The following is a 16,115-nucleotide window of genomic DNA, read 5'->3' on the forward strand; positions in this document are numbered from 1 at the left end:
GCCGGGCGACCCGGCTTCCCGCTTCCTGTTCGGCTCAGTGGCCGCCCTGGTCCTTCAGCCGCCGCAGCGACGCCTCGACCTCGGCCTCGGCCTCGGCGCGGCCGACCCACTCCGAGCCCTTGACGTACTTGCCCGGCTCCAAGTCCTTGTACCGCTCGAAGAAGTGCTTGATCGCGGCCAGCTCGAACTCGGGCACATCCTTCAGATCCTGGATGTGCTCCCAGCGCGGGTCGCCCGCGGGCACGCACAGCACCTTGTCGTCGCCGCCCGCCTCGTCGACCATCTTGTACATCGCGACCGGGCGCACCTCGATGAGGCAGCCGGGGAACACCGACTCGGGCAGCAGGACCAGCGCGTCCAGCGGGTCACCGTCCTCGCCGAGGGTGTTCTCGATGTAGCCGTAGTCGGCGGGGTAGACCATGGACGTGTAGAGGTGCCGGTCGAGCCGGACCCGTCCGGTCTCGTGATCGACCTCGTACTTGTTCCGAGAGCCCTTGGGGATCTCGATGGTGACGTCGAACTCCACGCCATCTCCTTCGGTGCATCTATGAGCATGAGCAGCCGCGACTGCCGACTCGCCAGGTTGTTCAAGGGAACGGTTGCGCAACGAGGATAGTGTGGTCGGCGGGGACATGGGTGCGGCAGGCGGCTGCTGCGGAGATCAGTCGAGGAGAGCTGCGGTCAGTGGTTGGTAAGAACAGAGGCGGCCTGGCCAACCGGCGGCGCCGCAATCTCTGGATCGGTTTCGGGGTCACGCTTGCCGTATTGCTCGCCGCGGGAACGGGAGTTCTGCTCACGGTCAAGCCGTGGACCGACGAGTTCCGCCACGGTGGGCGCACCATCGCGGCCCCGCCCACGCCGGTCCGGCCCTTTCCTCGCGTCGCGCCCGCGCCGTCCAACGCGCCCGCGCCGAGCCCGGCCGGTATCGCGGCCGCGCTCGCGCCGGTCATCGGTAACCCGGATCTCGGCGTCTTCGCCGGACAGGTGACCGACGCCGACAGCGCGACGGTGCTCTGGAGCGGTGATCCCGGTAAGCCGATGATCCCGTCGTCCACCGCGAAGATCCTGACCACGGCCGCGGCGCTGCTCACCCTGCCCGCGGACCATCGGCTGACCACCAAGGTGGTGGCCGGCGCCGCGCCGAACGAGCTGGTGCTCGTCGGGGGCGGCGACCCGACGCTGACGGCCGAGCCGGAAGGCAAGGGCTACTACCCGAACAGCGCCAAGGTCGCCGACCTGGTGGCCCAGATCAAGAGCTCCGGCCGCGCGGTCGACACCATCGTGGTGGACACCTCGGCCTACACCGGGCCGTCCATGGCCAAGGGCTGGGATCCGATCGATATCGGGGACGGCTCGATCGCGCCGATGGAGTCGGTGATGATCGACGGCGGCCGGCTGCAGCCGCTGGTCGAGTACTCTCCGCGCACCCCGACGCCCGCGCTGGACGCCGGGCGCAGGCTGGCAGTCGAGCTCGGCCTCGATCCCGGCCGGGTCCGGATCGGCGCCGCCGCGCCGGGTGCCGCCGAGGTCGCGAGCGTGCGCTCGGCGCCGCTGCGGGACCGGCTGCGCGACATGATGGTCTACTCCGACAACATCCTCGCCGAGGCGGTCGGGCGCGAGATCTCGGTCGCCACCGGCGGCGAGGCCTCGTTCGCCGGCGCGGTCACCGCGGTGAACAACGCACTGGCCAAGGCGGGCTTCGACCTGACCGGCCTGGACATGCACGACAACAGCGGCCTCTCGGTCGACGACCGGATTCCGGCGCGGCTGCTGGACCGGATCGTCGCGACCGCCGCCAAGCCGAACGCGGGCAGCACGGTGCAGCCCGCTGGCACGATGGCCAGGCCCGAGAACGACCGGCTCGCCGCGACTTTGGCGCCGCTGCTCGACGACCTGCCGATCGCGGGCGCGACCGGCTCGCTGACCAGCCGCTATGTCGAGCAGAACCGCCAGGCCGCCGGGTTCGTCCGGGCCAAGACCGGAACTCTGTCGGTGTCCAGTGCGTTGGTCGGGTATGTGCTCGACGCCGACGGCCGGGTACTGACATTCGCGCTGATGTCGAACGACCGGCCGCCGGAGGTGAGCAGGCCTGCGCTCGACGCGATCGCGGGCACGCTACGCAACTGTGGATGCTCGTGACGGGTGGTTGACATGCACGCAGATGGTTCCGACCCGGCCGGTCCCGGCACGGCAGACGCGGTAGTGCCGACCGGCGCCGCCGTCGAGCAGCCGAAGGGGCGTTCGGGCTTCTCCGGCGCGGTCGACTGGCGCCTGGCCGCGAAGACCGGCGCCACCCTGGTGCCCGCCGGGCCGCGGACCTCCCGCTTCTCCGCCGAGCAGGTCGTGGCCGAGTTGGCCACCGCCTCCGAACGGGCCGAGGGGCCGGTCCGCGAGGTGAGCGGATTGCTCGACGACCAGCCGGTGCCCGCCGCCCGGATCGTGGACCGGCCCGGCTGGATCGCGGCCGCCGCCGCGTCCATGGGCCAGCTGACCGGCAGCGACGGCGGCGCCGCCGAACGCGGCATGTGGCAGGGCAAACCGGCGGGCGTGCAGGCGGGCGCGATGCTCGCGTTCCTGTCCACCGCGATCCTTGGCCAGTACGACCCGTTCACCGGCCCCGACGGCACCCTGCTGCTCGTCGCGCCGAACATCGTGGCGGTCGAGCGGGCGCTCGGTGTCTCACCGAGCGACTTCCGGCTCTGGGTCTGCCTGCACGAGGTGACCCACCGGGTGCAGTTCTCCTCGGCGCCCTGGCTGGCCGAGTACATGCGCAGCAATGTCGAGGTGCTCGGCGAGGTCGGCGACGAGCCGCTCAACGAGATGCTGTCGCGGCTGCTCGACGAGGTTCGCGACCGGCGCAAGGGCGGCACGCCCGCCGACCCCGCCACCCGAGGCGTGGTCGGGCTGCTGCGTGCCACCCAGGCCCCGCCGCAGCGCGAGGCGCTCGACCGGCTGCTCATGCTGGGCACCCTGTTGGAGGGGCACGCCGATCACGTGATGGACGCCGTCGGCCCCGCCGTGGTGCCGTCCGTCGGACAGATCCGCTCGGCCTTCGATCAGCGCCGCAAGCGCCCGAGCAACCCGATCCAGCGCATCATGCGCGCGCTGCTCGGCGTGGACGCCAAGGTCGCCCAGTACGTGCGCGGTAAGGCGTTCGTGGACGATGTCGTCGGGCGGGTCGGCATGGCGCAGTTCAACACCATCTGGACCGACGCCGAAACCCTGCCGCGCACAGACGAAATCGAGACACCCGAACACTGGGTGACGCGCGTGCTCGGCTAGTCCAGCCGCATCCGGTCCTGGACCGTCGAAACGCGGGTGCGGGCGATCGGGGCAGCCGCGTGAACCCGTAGGGTGCGCGTATGGGTCGCGCGGACGCCGGAACGGCGCAGCCGCGCCGCCTGCCCGAGACGGCGGCGGTGCTGGCGGTGCGACATGCCGTGCGCGCGTGGGCCGCGGCACGCGCGGTGTCCGAGGTGGCCGTGGCACTGTCCGGTGGCGCGGACTCGCTGGCGTTGACCGCCGCGGCCGTGGTCGAGCTGGACGCGGTCGACGCCCTCGTGGTCGATCATGGTTTGCAGCCCGGATCCGACGTGGTGGCCGCCGACGCGGCGGCGTGCGCGCTGGCCATCGGGTGCCGCTCCGCGCGGGTGCTCGCGGTCGAGGTCGGCGGCGCGGGCGGGCTGGAGGCGGCGGCGCGCGCGGCCAGGTACGCGGCCCTGACGCAGGCACGAGCCGGCTTGCCGGTGCTGCTCGGGCACACGCTCGACGATCAGGCCGAAACCGTGCTGCTCGGGTTGGCGCGCGGATCGGGCGGACGGTCCATTCAGGGAATGGCGGACTGGGCCGAGCCGTGGGGCAGGCCGCTGCTCGGTGTGCGCCGGACGACGACCAGGCAGCTGTGCGCCGACGCCGGGCTGATCCCGCACGAGGACCCGCACAACCAGGCGCCGGAGTTCACCCGGGTGCGGTTGCGCACCGAGGTGCTGCCGCTGCTGGAAGCGGTGCTCGGCGGCGGTGCGGCCGAGGCGCTCGCCCGCACCGCCGCCCAACTGCGCGAGGACGGCGCCGTGCTGGACGCGTTGGCAGGCGAGTTGCTGGACACCGCGAGTGATGGTGATGGCCTCGTCATCGAGACGCTCGCCACTGCGCCGCCCGCGCTGCGCCGCAGGGCGGTGCGGGCATGGTTGCTCGAAGGTGGTGCGAAAGCGCTGACCGGCAAGCATTTACACGCCGTCGACCAGCTGATCACGGACTGGCGCGGGCAGGGTGGGGTGGCCGTCGGCGGCGGAACCGGGGGTAGCAGGTTGGTCGCAGCGCGCGAACATGGCAGGCTGACACTGCGTCTGCGCAGCGGCCGATGACACATAATGGATCGGCCGTCCGGGAGCGAACACCAGAAGGGAACAGCTGACGTGTACGGGGACGACATCGCGTCGGTGCTGATCACCGAGGAACAGATCGCCACCAAGACCAAGGAGCTGGCCGAGCTCATCGCCAAGCGCTATCCGCCGGGCGCGCCCGAGGGCGACCTGCTGCTGGTCGGTGTGCTCAAGGGCGCGATCTTCTTCATGACCGACCTGGCCAAGGAGCTGTCGATCCCGACCCAGATGGAGTTCATGGCCGTATCGTCGTACGGCTCGTCCACCTCGTCCTCCGGTGTCGTGCGCATCATGAAGGACCTGGACAAGGACATCGCGGGCCGCAATGTGCTGATCGTCGAGGACATCATCGACTCGGGCCTGACGCTGTCGTGGCTCAAGCGCAACCTGTCCACCCGCAACCCGGCCTCGCTCGAGGTGGTCACGCTGCTACGCAAGCCGGATGCGTTACGCACCCACGTGGACGTCGCGCATGTCGGCTTCGACATCCCGAACGAATTCGTCGTCGGTTATGGCCTCGACTACGCCGAGCGCTACCGCGACCTGCCCTACATCGGCACCCTCGACCCCAAGGTCTACTCCTGACCCGGGCGATTCAGCCGTCCGGGAGTACCCCGAAAATCGTTGCGGGCGAGCCGGAGCCGCCGCGGTAGCGCGGCCCGCCCACCAGGATCCACGCACCGGTCGCCGGGAGCGCGGCGAGGTCGGCCAGGCACTCCAGGCTGATCCGATGCTCGCGGTACAGCAGCTTCGAGACCGCGTAGGTGTGATCCGTGCCCAGATCAGGGCCGAAGGTATCGATGCCGAGCGCGCCGCGCCGACCCAGCCTGCCGGTCCGGAGCAGCCATTCGACGGTCTCCGGCGCGAAACCCGGCTGGTGGCCCGCGCTTTCGCCGGTGCCGAGAAACTCGGGGGTGCCCCACTTGGCGTCCCATCCGGTCCACGCGATGATGGCCGCGCCGTCCGGAATGCGGCCGTGCCGGGCCTCCCACTGCTTCAGATCCGCGACCGAGATCGCGTAGTCCCGATCGCGGGCGCAGCGTTCGCGCATGTCGAGCCGCACCGCGGGCAGGAACAGGTCGTCCAGGTCCAGCTGGTCGGCGCTCAGTCCGTCGGGATCGAAGTGGATCGGCGCGCCCCAATGGGTTCCGGTGTGCTCGCCCTGCTGGATGTAGCGCAGGTAGTAGCCGTCGTTGGCGATCGTCGCCACGATGTCGGTGCGGAACTCCGGGTCGTCCGGGTACAGCGGCGTCGTGGCCGGGTCGTGCACATGCGACAGGCTTACCAGCCGCCCGAACGGCCGCGGCCTGGTCATCGCTTCCGCTGCGGGATGGCCCGCGCCAGGGCGAGCAGATCGGCCTCCAGCCAGCGGAACAACCGGTAGGTAACCACGAATGCCAGAATGCCACCCACGCTGAGCAGGCGCACCGGAACGATGACCAAGCCCAGATCCGCGGCGTCGACGAAGGTGGCCCCGGCCACCCCGAGCAGCGGGACCGAGGCCGCGACGCCGAGGTAGAAGTTCCCGCGCCGGGCGAGCTTTCGCAGCTGACGCTCGTCACCCGGCCCGACGCCGCCGCGCACCAGCAGCTGCGGATACACCACCCGCACCGCGAAGAGCATGGCCGGAAAGAACGGGTAAGCCAGCGCGATGGCGGCGCAAACCACCTGTGCGGCAAAGAAATGCAAGAAGGTGCCGGGCGGCAGCGATACGCCGCTCGCGGCGAGCGCCAGCGGCCAGGCGACGCCTGCGACGATCCACATCGCGAACGGCACCAGCACCGCCCAGTCGCCGAGCAGCAGCGTGTCGCGCCTGGCCTTGGCCAGCGTGCGCGCGGAATACTCACGGCCACGGGCCAATCGGAACGAGACGGTGAGCGGGCGGCGGCCGAGCGCGATGAGCAGGACGGCCGCGAGCGGGAACGAGATGAGGTTGTTGATCAGGCCGACGGTGAAGAACTTCTCCTGGTCGGCGGCCGCGAGCCGGTCGATGATCAGCGACTGGTTGAGCTGGATGTTGTACCAGCTGGCCAGCACGTTGGGCACGCCGACACACAGCGCCGCCACCGGGATGAGCCAGCCGCGGGTCCGGAAGCGCAGGCTGCTCGGCGGTGGGTCGACCAGGTCGCGGGCGCGGGCGTCGAGGCACAGATCCAGCTGCCCGGCCAGCTCGGCGCCGGTGCGCCAGCGGCGTTTCGGCTCGGGCCGCAGGCAGTCGAGCAGAACGCGGCGCAGCGACGGGGGCGTATCGGCGGGCAACTGGGCCAGCGCCGTTTCCGGGATGCCTGCTCTGCGGGCTTCGAGCATGCGCGCGATGGCTTCGGTGCGCGGCCGTGGCTGGTCGTCGAACGGGTGTGTGCCGGTGAGCAATTCCCACAGCAGCAGGCCGAGCGAGTAGAGGTCGCTGCGCGTGCCGGGCGCGGGGGCGGCCGGATCGAGCAGGCGGGCCAGCTGTTCGGGAGACTGGTAGCGCAGCGAATCATCCTCGAACTCGGTGTGATTCGGCACGGCGGCGGACGGGGCGGCGGCGCGCAGCGCGAAATCGGCGAGCTTCGGCACGCCCTCGGCGGTGAACAGCACATTCGCCGGTTTGATGTCGTGATGCAGCACGCCGAGATGCGCGGCGTGATCGAGCGCGTCGGCCAGCCGCCTGCCCACCCAGGCCACCGTTTCCGGCCAACTCAGCGTCGCGATCTCGGTGCGCACGCTCGAATCCGACGGCCGGATCTCGCCTTTCGCCGCCATCGCGGCGTCGACGGCGCGCAGCAGCAGTGCCCCGCCGTCGGACTCCGGACCGCGGCGGCGCTGCTCGAGCACCCCGAGCGCGGTCCCGCCGGGCAGATACTGCATGTAGACGAGCCGTGGCGCGGCCGCATCGGTAGCCGGAACCTCTGACCGGGGTTGTACGACCCAGGTCGCGGCGGCGGCCACGGTGTGGCTCGGATCCGGGCCGGGGCGGGTCGCGTCCAGCGCCGAGCCGAAATCCGTTGTCGTCCAGGCGTCGAACTCCGTCTCGGGCGCGTCGTCGGTGCGTAGCACCCGCTGGTCGAAGACGCGGACGATGTGCGCGTGATCGAGCTGAGCCATTGTCTGCGGCGCGCCCGCCCGGCCCGCCGAAAGCCGCACCGCGACAAGCCGTTGCATGGAGATCTGGCGGGCCAGGAAGACCCGGCCGAGCACGCCGGTGCCGAGATCGGTCAGCAGGTCGAAGTCGTCGATGCGCCGCCCGGGGGCGAGCTCGGCCAATGCGGCCAGCGCGGCGGCCGACTCCGGGGCGAGGAGATCCGCGGTGTCGTCGTCGATGTCGAACGCGCGCAGCCGCGCATGGATCTCCGCCGCGAACTCCGGGTACTCCGCGGCGAACGCCGCGACCGAGAGCGGCGCGTGCCTGCGCCGGGCCATGAACTCCGCGCACACCAGGCCCGCCAGCTCGGGGCTTTGCTCGACCTCAGGAAACTCCTTGCGGTACTCCGCGATTCGCTTGCCGAGTGTGGCGGCGCGGGTCCAGCGTTCGCGCAGATCGATCCGCAACAACTCGGTCAGGATCGCCAGCCGGGTCTGGGTGCCGTCGGGCACGTAGTCCGCGATCCGCGGCGGCGCGCGCCGATCGTCGCGCAGGCTGCGCTGCCACTCGGCGGCGAACCGTGCGACCGCGTCGACCTGCGAAGCCGTCACGTGCGCCGCTCCGTAGCGGCCGCGTCCGGCACCGCATCCGCGCAGGTCGGCACCGCACCCGAAGAGGTCGGCAGCGCGTCCGCCGAGTTCGGCGCCGCCGCACCGGAATCCGGTCCAGCGGACGCGGGCGCGACCACCCGCTCCAGCGCCCGCAGATCCGCCTCCAACGCGCGAAACAGCAGATAGGCCACCACGAACGCGATGATGCCGCCCACGCACAGCACCCGGACCGCGACGATCACCATCGGGATGTCGGCGGGTGGCAGGAACGTCACCCCGGCGACCGCGAGCAACGGCACCGACGCCGCGACCGCCAGGTATCCGTTGCAGCGGCGATCGAGCCCGCGCAGCCAGACCGCGTCTTCGGGGCTGATGTCACCGTGGCGAAGGAACAGCGGGTAGATGCAGCGCACCATGTAGAAGGTCAGCAGGAAGAACGGATACGCCACCGCGATCGCGCCGCACACCACCAGGGACGCGAGGAAGTGCACGATGGCCCGCGCGGGCAGGTCACCGGTCACCAGCTGCAACGAGATCGGAAAGCTCACCCCGGCCACCACCCAGAGCGAGAACACCACGGCCACCGCGCGATCCCCGAGCAACAGGGCGTCGCGTCTGGTCCGTCGCAACGTCTCGGGGTCGTACCGGCGTCCCTTCGCGAGGCCGTGCGGCACGGTGAGCAGGTAGCGCGAGAGGTAGAGCAGGATGGCGATGCCGACGGGGAAGACCACCGCGTTGACCACGCCGGTGATGATGCCGAAGCTGTGCTGGGCGTTCTCGTTGAGCCGGTTGATGATCAGGTGCTGGTTGTGCTGGATGTTGTACAGCGAGGCAAGCACATTCGGCAGTCCGACGGCCAGGGCAGCGACGAGCAACCGCCATGGCCGCAGGCGCAGCCGCCAACTTGCCGGCGCCGGATCGACCAACTCGCGCGCCCGCGCGTCCAGGCACAGCTCGAGCTGCCGGGCCAGCACCGCGCCGTTGGCCCAGCGCATGGTCCGTTCGGGGGCCAGGCAGGTCAGCAGCACCCTACGCAGCGCCGCCGGGCAATCGGCGGGAATCCCGGCCAGCGCCGCGGCTGACACGCCCGCGCTGCGCCGCTCCAGCATGGCCTCGAGCGTGGTGTCGTCGCCGTGCTCGCCCGCGGTGCTGTCGTCGAACGGCTTGGCGCCGGTGAGCAGTTCCCACAGCACCACGCCGAGGGAGTAGATGTCGGCGCGGGTGTCCAGATCCGCCGCGCCGCGGCCGAAGCCGGGATGGCAGGCCTCCAACTGCTCGGGCGACATATACGACAGCGAGCCGCCGAAATAGGCGACCGGACTGGTGCCTTCGACATTGCGGCTGAAGCTGATGTTGAAGTCGGCGAGCTTCGGTACCGCCTCCGCGGTCAGCAGCACGTTGGCCGGCTTCACGTCCCGGTGCAGCACGCCGTGCGCGGACGCGTAGTCCAGGGCCTCGGCCAGCCTGCGGCCCAGCCAGGCCACCGTCTCCGGCCAGCTGAGCGCGGCGATCTCGGCCCGCACGCTCGAATCCGTCGGCCGGATCTCGCCCTTCTCCTCCATCGCGGCGTCGACCGCGTCGAGCAGCAGTTGGCCGCTGCGTTCGGCGGGCGGGGTCGCGCGCACCCAGCGCAGCACGCCGAGCAACGTGCCGCCGGGGAGGAACTGCATGTAGAGCAGTCGCAGCCGGTGCGCGGCGCCGCCGCCGGAACCGAGCACCCGCTGATCGAAGACCCGCACGATGTAGTCGTGATCGAGCTGGGCCAGCGTCTGCGGTTCGGTGCCGTGGTCGGTGGAGATCTTCACCGCGACCAGCCGTTGCAGCGAGCGCTGCCTGGCCAGGAAGACCCGCGCGAACGCGCCGCTGCCCAGCCCGGTCAGCAGGTCGAAATCGTCGATCCGCTGGCCGATTTCGATCCGGTCGAGCGCGTTGTGGCGGCCGGGACCGGTGCCGATCGTGGTCGGCACCGCGGTCGCCGTTCCGGTCGGGTCCAAGGTCGCTCGGGTCACCTCTGAACTACGGGCGGGCCCGACGGTTCGGTTCAATCCGGCGTCGGCGATCGCGGTTCTGGTGCGGTCGAGCGCGGCGAGCGCGGAATCGTCCAGTATCGCGCGCCGCGTACTCTGCTCGACGTCGTCGGCGTTGAGCAGCGCGCGCAGTTCCGCTGCCTGCTCCGGATATTCGCGCAGACAATCTCGGGGATCCACTCGTTCCCCGCTGTGCCTGCGGATGACGAACTCCTCGTAGACAAGTCCGGCCGGGATACTTTTCGGTTGCAGTTCGGGAAATTCGCGGCAATATTCGGCGAGCCGTTTGCGCGGGCGCGGTTCGGCGGGTTCGGTCGTGTTCGGGTCGAGCGCGGCGCGGCGCAGCCAGCGATGCCGCAGGTCGACCCGGATGAGTTCGAGCAGCGCCGCGGTGCGCAGGGCGCTGGCGTCGGGCAGATACTCGCTGATCTCGGGCGGGTGTTTGCCCGCGGCGGCCTCCCATGCCGCGCAGAACGCTTCCACCGCGCCGAATTCGGCACGCAACGCGGGATCGCCATAACCGGAAGTACTTCTATCGGACTCGGCACTCATTCTGGACCTTAATTTTCCGCCACACCCGATGTCATCGTCCCCCGTGCAGTATTCGGAATGATAACTTGCGGCTGAACAGCGATCACCCGAATTCGACAACGATGCGACGGGGGACGACCAGCACATGTTCGAGAAGGCCACAGCGGTGGCGGACGGTTCGGTACAGAAATCAACACAGCGCCCCGCGGTGGAACGGCCGCGGGTCGGCCACGCCCCGGCGCCGCCCGCCGCGGCGGTCCCTGCCGAGGAGAGCACGGACCCGCGCCGCGGCCCGGCCGCGGCGATCGCGGCGGGCGTGCGGGACGGTTCGCTGACCGCGCGCGCGGTGGTCGAGGCCACCCTCACCAGGATCGTTGCCGAGCACCGGAACACCAATGCGTTCAGCGTCATTCGCACCGAGAAGGCCAGGACCGAGGCGAGCGCGCTGGAGCAGCGCGCCGACCTGGACGTGCTACCGCTGGCCGGGGTGCCGATCGCGATCAAACACAATGTCGCGGTGGCGGGGGAGACGATGCGGTGCGGTTCGGCCGCCACCGACGCCAGGCCGGTCGCCGACGACCACGCGGTGGTGCGCAGGTTGCGGGCCGCGGGCGCGGTGATCGTCGGGCTGACCACCGTGCCGGAGCTCGGCCTGTGGGCCACCACCGACACCACGGACCGGATCACCGGCAACCCGTGGAATGTCGCGCGCAGCGCGGGCGGGTCCTCCGGTGGCGCGGCCGCCGCCGTTGCCGCCGGGCTGGTGCCGATCGCGCACGGCAACGACGGATTCGGCTCGGTGCGCATTCCGGCCGCCTGCTGCGGTGTCTACGGATTCAAGCCGGGACATCACACGGTGCCCGCGCAGATCGGCGTCGACGACTGGTCGGGCATGGTCGAAAACGGTGTGCTCGCAACGACAGTCGGTGATGCCGCGCTGGCCTTGTCGGTCATGGCCGCGCGCCCGGACCTAGCCGAGGTGGAGCCGCCGGGCCGACTACGCATCGGCCTAGCCGTGGCTTCACCGCTTCGCCTGTTCCCGGTCGATCGGCAGTGGACCAACGCCGCCCGCACCGCCGCCTCGGTGGCCGCGGCGGCGGGCCATCTGGTCGAGCCGACCGCGTTGCCCTACGGCGACGCGTTGCTCTGGATCTTCTTGCGCTGGTTGGCCGTCGGCGCCCGGGACGCCGCCGCGCTACCCCATCCCGATCGACTACAGCCGCGCACCCGCCGCCATCTCGCACTCGGCCGCACCGTCACCCGACTACGCCTGGTCCGGCAGAGCCAGGTCGATCGGGTCGAGGCGCGCCTGCTCGAATTCTTCGAACGCTACGACGTGGTGATCACGCCCACGCTCGCCGGTCCGCCGCCCAAGGCGCGGGCCTGGCACCGCCGCGGCTGGCTGGCCAATGTCCTTGCCGCCGCGCGGTATTCGCCCTTCACCCCGCTGTGGAACCTGGTCGGCTGGCCCGCCGCCTCGCTTCCGATGGGGATGCACCCCGATGTCGGAACGCCGCTGGCGGCTCAGCTGGCCGGTCCGCCGGGCAGTGAATCCACCCTGTTGCGATTGTCCGCACAGCTGGAGGCCCAGCATCCGTGGCGGCGCACGATCAACTGATCAGGAGGCGCTGACGGCGGGTTGCTGCTGCTGCGCCGAGAACCCGCCGTCGACCGCGCGGCCCGCGAATTCGAGGATGGTCGGCCTGGTGTCGTCGGCCCGCCACGCGACGGCGAGTTCGCACGGCGCGAGGCCGGCCACCGGGCGGGCGGTCAGGCCGGGCCAGCGGTACATCGGCACGTTGTTCTCGGCGAGCAGGCAGACGCCGAGGCCCAGGCTCACGGCCTCGAGCTTGTCCTCCGGTGTCGCGGCCTCGGCGCCGATCTTGGGCTGCCGTCCGCTGCGCGCGTCGTTGCCGAGCCAGAAGTCCCGGACCGCGCCTGCCTCGGTGGGCAGCGCGACGAACGGCTCGTCGAGCAGATCGGTGAACTCGATCGTTTCCTGATCGGCCAGCGGGTGGTTCTCCGGCAGCAGCACCCAGCGCGGCTCGGTGCGCAGCACCTGCCAGCGGTAGCGGTTCGGGTCGGGCAGCGGCAGCCACACCAGCGCCAGGTCCGCCTGTCGTCCGGACAGGCCGCTGGACGGGTCGGTCCAGGACGCGGCGTGCAGTGCCAGCCGGTGGCCGCTCGCGCTCTCCAGATCGCTCAGCAGTCCGCGCCCCAGCGCGGATTGGATGCCGACGCGCAGCACCTCGCCCGCCTCCTGCAGCGAGACGTTGGTGACCTCCCACAGCTCCAGGATCTTGCGCGCGCCCTCGAGCAATTCTTTGCCCGCTACGGTCAGGGCGACACTGCGCTGGTTGCGGTCGAACAGGACTACGTCGAGCTGGCGTTCCAGCTGCCGGATCTGACGCGACAGGGTGGGTTGAGCGATGTGCAGCCGCTGAGCGGCGTTGGTGAAGTGCAGTTCCTCAGCGACGGCGACGAAATACCGCAGGTCGCGCAAATGCGGGTCCATAGCCCCTTGCTATCAGAATCAGTCCTGAATTTCTAGCCTTATCAAGCCAGAAAGTTCGGATACGGGTACCAAAACATTCGACAAGTTTGTTAGAGACAGCATATTGCCTGTGATGGTGTGGCGCACCATCGCCTCCGCGAATGATCGGCATACCGCCGCTCAGGTGGCGGCAATGCTCAATCGGTCACTAGACCAGCACGAATGACGGATTCCGCGCAACATCAAGCTCAGCTAAAGACCGACCGACCGGTTGCTGGCAATCCGCTGACGGCCTGCTTCTGGCCGTCATGGAGTCATTTGCAGCCTCTATGGTGATTTTAGTCACATTCTGGTTTGACCGACCGCTCAGGTGGGTTTGCCGGCATCGAAAAAACGCCGCGGCCCGGAGCGAGTCCGGGCCGCGGCGCTTCGGTCGCGGGTGGAGGTCAGACGCTGCGCGCCCGGTCCTCGTACGCCTTGCGCTGATCGGTGTCGACGTCGTCGAGGAACGCGCGACCCGAGCCCAGCGCCCTGGCCACGGCGTCGCCGACCGGGTCGGGCAGCACGCCGAACAGCTGAGCCAGGAAGCCTGCGACGGCGGTCACCCTGACCTTCGACTTGGGCGCCGCGATCAGTCCGACGATGGCGGCCGCGATCTCGTCCGGCTCGGCCGGGCGCAGCAGCTTCGGCGGGGTGACGCCCGAGCCGAGCTCGGTGTTGGTCAGCGTCGGCAGCACCGAGGAGAAACGCACCCCGGAGTCGCGGTACTCCTCGCGCAGCGTGTCGGTGAACCCGAGCACCGCGTGCTTGCTGGCGTTGTAGGTGGCCAGGCCGGGGATGTGGCTCTCGCCCGCGAGCGAGGCGATGTTGATGATGTGCCCGCTCTTGCGTGCGAGCATCCGGGTCAGGCCCAGCTTGGAGCCGAGGATGACACCGTAGACATTGATGTCGAGGATGCGGCGGGTGATCTGATCCGGCTCGTGCACCAGCCTGCCGGTCGGCATGATGCCCGCGTTGTTGATCAGCACGTCGATCGGTCCGACGGTGCGCTCGACCTCGTCGAGGAAGCTCTCGAACGAGGCCGGATCGGTCACGTCGAGCTTGCCGTAGAGCTCGAAATCGTGTGTGGTGCCCGACTCTTTCACCGTGCTCTCGTCGATGTCGCCGATCGCGATCTTGGCGCCGAGCGCCCGCAGCGCGGTGGCGGTAGCCAGGCCGATGCCACGGGCGCCGCCGGTGATCACGACGACTTTGCCGCGGATCTTCGAAGAGTCGCTCACTTGTTGCCTCCCTTGAGTTTCAGAACAGCCGGAATGTCTATGCGGCGCAGGCCGCGGGCACCGGCGGCGCGCATGGCGCCGACCGCGAACAGCAGCTTGGGCATCTGGTACGGGAACCAGAACAGCTCCTTCTGCTGCGTGGGCAGGATCGGCGTCGTAATCGCTTGCTGGCGACAGTATTTGCGGACACCGTCGGCGCCGCCCCAGCGCGCGCCGACACCGGACTGACCCCAGCCGCCCATCGGCAGCGCGAAGCTGAACAGATTGCTGAAGACGTCGTTGATGTTGACCGCGCCCGCGTTGAGCTGGCGGGCCACCCGCTCGCCCCGCTCCTTGTCCCCGGTCCACACCGAGGCGGACAGGCCGTAGATCGAATCATTCGCCAGCCGAATGGCTTCCGCCTCGTCGGCCACCTTCATCACCGGCAGCGTCGGGCCGAAGGTCTCCTCGGTGACACACGACATCGTGTGGTCGACGTCGACCAGCACGGTCGGCTCGAAGGCGGTGCCGAACCCGGCCCGCTTGCCGCCGGTGAGTACCTTCGCGCCTGCCGCGACGGCCTCCTCGACATGGCGTTGCACGATCGCCGCCTGGTTCTCGTTGGCCAGCGCGCCGACGTCGTGTCTGGACTCGCGATCGTCGATACCTTGGCGCAGCGCTTTGACATTCGCGGTCAGCTTGGCCACGAACTCGTCGTAGACCGGCGCCTCGACGTACACCCGCTCCACCGAGATGCACACCTGGCCCGAGTTGAACATGCCGCCGAAGGTGATGCCGTGCGCGGCGCGATCGAGATCGGCGTCGGCGAGCACGATGGCCGGGTCTTTGCCGCCGAGCTCGAGGCTGTACGGAACCATGCGCTCGGCACAGGCCACCGCGATCCGGCGGCCGGTCGCGGTGGAGCCGGTGAACTGGATGTAGTCGGCGTTGTCGACAACCGCGGCGCCGGTCGCGCCCGCGCCGGTGACCACGGCGAGCACCGGGGGCGCACCGATTTCGGCCCAGCCCCTTGCCAATTCGAGCGCGGACAGCGGCGTAACCTCGGACGGTTTCAAGATCACCGCGGCACCGGCGGCCAGCGCGGGGAACACATCGAGCGCGGGCATCGCGAGCGGGAAGTTCCACGGGGTGATCACCCCGACGACCGGGTACGGCTTGTACACGGTGGTCAGCTTCTTGACCCGGGCCAGCGGACTGTGCGGCGAGGGGTGGTCGTCGCCGAGGAACTTCGCCGCACGGCGCGCGTAATAGCCGACCAGGTCGGTCGCGAATGCCGGGTCGATCAGCGAATCCACCCGGGGCTTACCGGTTTCCGACTGCACCACATCGGCGATCCGCTCGGTGTTGTCGATCAGCCAGTCCTGCAGTTTCAGCAGCCATTGCTTGCGCCCGTCGGCGCCGATCGCCTCCCACTCCGGTTGATACAGGCGCAGCTCGCGGACCTTGGCCGCGACGTCGTCGGCGCTCACCACGGGGACCGTGCCGACCAGCGCACCGTTGCCGGGGTTGCGCACCTCGATGGTGGTGGGTGCGGGCTGTTTCGTGGTCGCCTTGCGCGCCTGCGCCTTTTTCGCCGTGCCGGCTGCGGGCGTGGTATCGGTCATCGTTTTTCTCCTCGTGGTCGTGCTGATCCGGGTGCACGCTGGGGGCCGTCGCCACCGCGCCCTGAGTGGGAACCACGGAGACGCCGCGCCCTGACGGAAACACGGAGCCGCCGCGCCCTGGG

General features: G+C 70.1%; 12 protein-coding genes. 5 read left to right on the forward strand and 7 right to left on the reverse strand.

The window, feature by feature from the left end:
* Positions 1 to 34: 34 nt before the first annotated feature.
* Positions 35 to 526: an inorganic diphosphatase gene (locus tag F5X71_RS02390; RefSeq protein WP_167460459.1), complete on the reverse strand. Its 492-nt coding sequence runs from the start codon at positions 524 to 526 to the stop codon at positions 35 to 37.
* Positions 527 to 684: 158 nt separating this feature from the next.
* On the opposite strand from F5X71_RS02390, the gene dacB reads away from it, so the two are divergent.
* From dacB to hpt, 4 genes are all read left to right on the forward strand, one after another.
* Positions 685 to 2,139, forward strand: coding sequence for a D-alanyl-D-alanine carboxypeptidase/D-alanyl-D-alanine endopeptidase (dacB, locus tag F5X71_RS02395; protein WP_428981441.1), 1,455 nt, complete (start codon positions 685 to 687; stop codon positions 2,137 to 2,139).
* Between the two features lie 12 nt (positions 2,140 to 2,151).
* On the forward strand, positions 2,152 to 3,282 hold the full coding sequence (locus F5X71_RS02400) for a zinc-dependent metalloprotease (RefSeq protein WP_238815687.1): 1,131 nt from the start codon (positions 2,152 to 2,154) through the stop codon (positions 3,280 to 3,282).
* A gap of 80 nt (positions 3,283 to 3,362) precedes the next feature.
* On the forward strand, positions 3,363 to 4,364 hold the full coding sequence (gene tilS / locus F5X71_RS02405) for a tRNA lysidine(34) synthetase TilS (protein WP_167460460.1): 1,002 nt from the start codon (positions 3,363 to 3,365) through the stop codon (positions 4,362 to 4,364).
* Positions 4,365 to 4,415: 51 nt separating this feature from the next.
* Positions 4,416 to 4,967 (forward strand): hypoxanthine phosphoribosyltransferase, encoded by a 552-nt coding sequence (gene hpt / locus F5X71_RS02410; protein ID WP_167460461.1) that lies wholly within the window; start codon positions 4,416 to 4,418, stop codon positions 4,965 to 4,967.
* A 10-nt stretch (positions 4,968 to 4,977) separates the two neighbouring features.
* Here the strand turns inward: hpt and F5X71_RS02415 are convergent, their stop codons facing one another.
* From F5X71_RS02415 to F5X71_RS02425, 3 genes are read right to left on the reverse strand one after another with little or no spacing between them, the layout of a single operon-like run.
* Positions 4,978 to 5,697, reverse strand: a complete 720-nt coding sequence (locus F5X71_RS02415) for a cyclase family protein (protein ID WP_167460462.1) — start codon at positions 5,695 to 5,697, stop codon at positions 4,978 to 4,980.
* Positions 5,694 to 8,057 carry a protein kinase domain-containing protein gene (locus F5X71_RS02420; protein WP_167460463.1) on the reverse strand — a complete coding sequence of 788 codons (2,364 nt, stop codon included), beginning with the start codon at positions 8,055 to 8,057 and terminating at the stop codon, positions 5,694 to 5,696. Before F5X71_RS02420 ends, F5X71_RS02415 begins: the two co-directional genes overlap by 4 nt.
* Positions 8,054 to 10,636 carry a serine/threonine-protein kinase gene (locus F5X71_RS02425; RefSeq protein ID WP_238815688.1) on the reverse strand — a complete coding sequence of 861 codons (2,583 nt, stop codon included), beginning with the start codon at positions 10,634 to 10,636 and terminating at the stop codon, positions 8,054 to 8,056. Before F5X71_RS02425 ends, F5X71_RS02420 begins: the two co-directional genes overlap by 4 nt.
* A 124-nt stretch (positions 10,637 to 10,760) precedes the next feature.
* On the opposite strand from F5X71_RS02425, the gene F5X71_RS02430 reads away from it, so the two are divergent.
* Entirely contained in the window at positions 10,761 to 12,233 is a 1,473-nt protein-coding gene (locus tag F5X71_RS02430; protein WP_167460464.1) for an amidase, read from the forward strand.
* Here the strand turns inward: F5X71_RS02430 and F5X71_RS02435 are convergent, their stop codons facing one another.
* From F5X71_RS02435 to F5X71_RS02445, 3 genes are all read right to left on the reverse strand, one after another.
* Complete coding sequence (locus F5X71_RS02435; protein ID WP_167460465.1) at positions 12,234 to 13,130, reverse strand: LysR family transcriptional regulator; 897 nt, start codon at positions 13,128 to 13,130, stop codon at positions 12,234 to 12,236.
* 425 nt (positions 13,131 to 13,555) lie between these two features.
* Positions 13,556 to 14,389, reverse strand: coding sequence for an SDR family oxidoreductase (locus F5X71_RS02440; protein ID WP_167460466.1), 834 nt, complete (start codon positions 14,387 to 14,389; stop codon positions 13,556 to 13,558).
* Entirely contained in the window at positions 14,386 to 15,993 is a 1,608-nt protein-coding gene (locus F5X71_RS02445) for an aldehyde dehydrogenase family protein (protein WP_167460467.1), read from the reverse strand. The genes F5X71_RS02440 and F5X71_RS02445 overlap by 4 nt, the downstream gene beginning before the upstream one ends.
* Between the last annotated feature and the right edge of the window lie 122 nt (positions 15,994 to 16,115).

It is taken from the genome of Nocardia brasiliensis (assembly GCF_011801125.1).
GTDB lineage: Bacteria > Actinomycetota > Actinomycetes > Mycobacteriales > Mycobacteriaceae > Nocardia > Nocardia brasiliensis_C.

Coding starts and splice junctions, on each gene's coding strand:
- F5X71_RS02400 (WP_238815687.1), top strand. CDS start 2,152: ATGCACGCAGATGGTTCCGACCCGGCCGGTCCCGGCACGGCAGACGCG.
- F5X71_RS02415 (WP_167460462.1), bottom strand. CDS start 5,697: ATGACCAGGCCGCGGCCGTTCGGGCGGCTGGTAAGCCTGTCGCATGTG.
- tilS (WP_167460460.1), top strand. CDS start 3,363: ATGGGTCGCGCGGACGCCGGAACGGCGCAGCCGCGCCGCCTGCCCGAG.
- F5X71_RS02445 (WP_167460467.1), bottom strand. CDS start 15,993: ATGACCGATACCACGCCCGCAGCCGGCACGGCGAAAAAGGCGCAGGCG.
- F5X71_RS02425 (WP_238815688.1), bottom strand. CDS start 10,636: ATGAGTGCCGAGTCCGATAGAAGTACTTCCGGTTATGGCGATCCCGCG.
- F5X71_RS02430 (WP_167460464.1), top strand. CDS start 10,761: ATGTTCGAGAAGGCCACAGCGGTGGCGGACGGTTCGGTACAGAAATCA.
- F5X71_RS02435 (WP_167460465.1), bottom strand. CDS start 13,130: ATGGACCCGCATTTGCGCGACCTGCGGTATTTCGTCGCCGTCGCTGAG.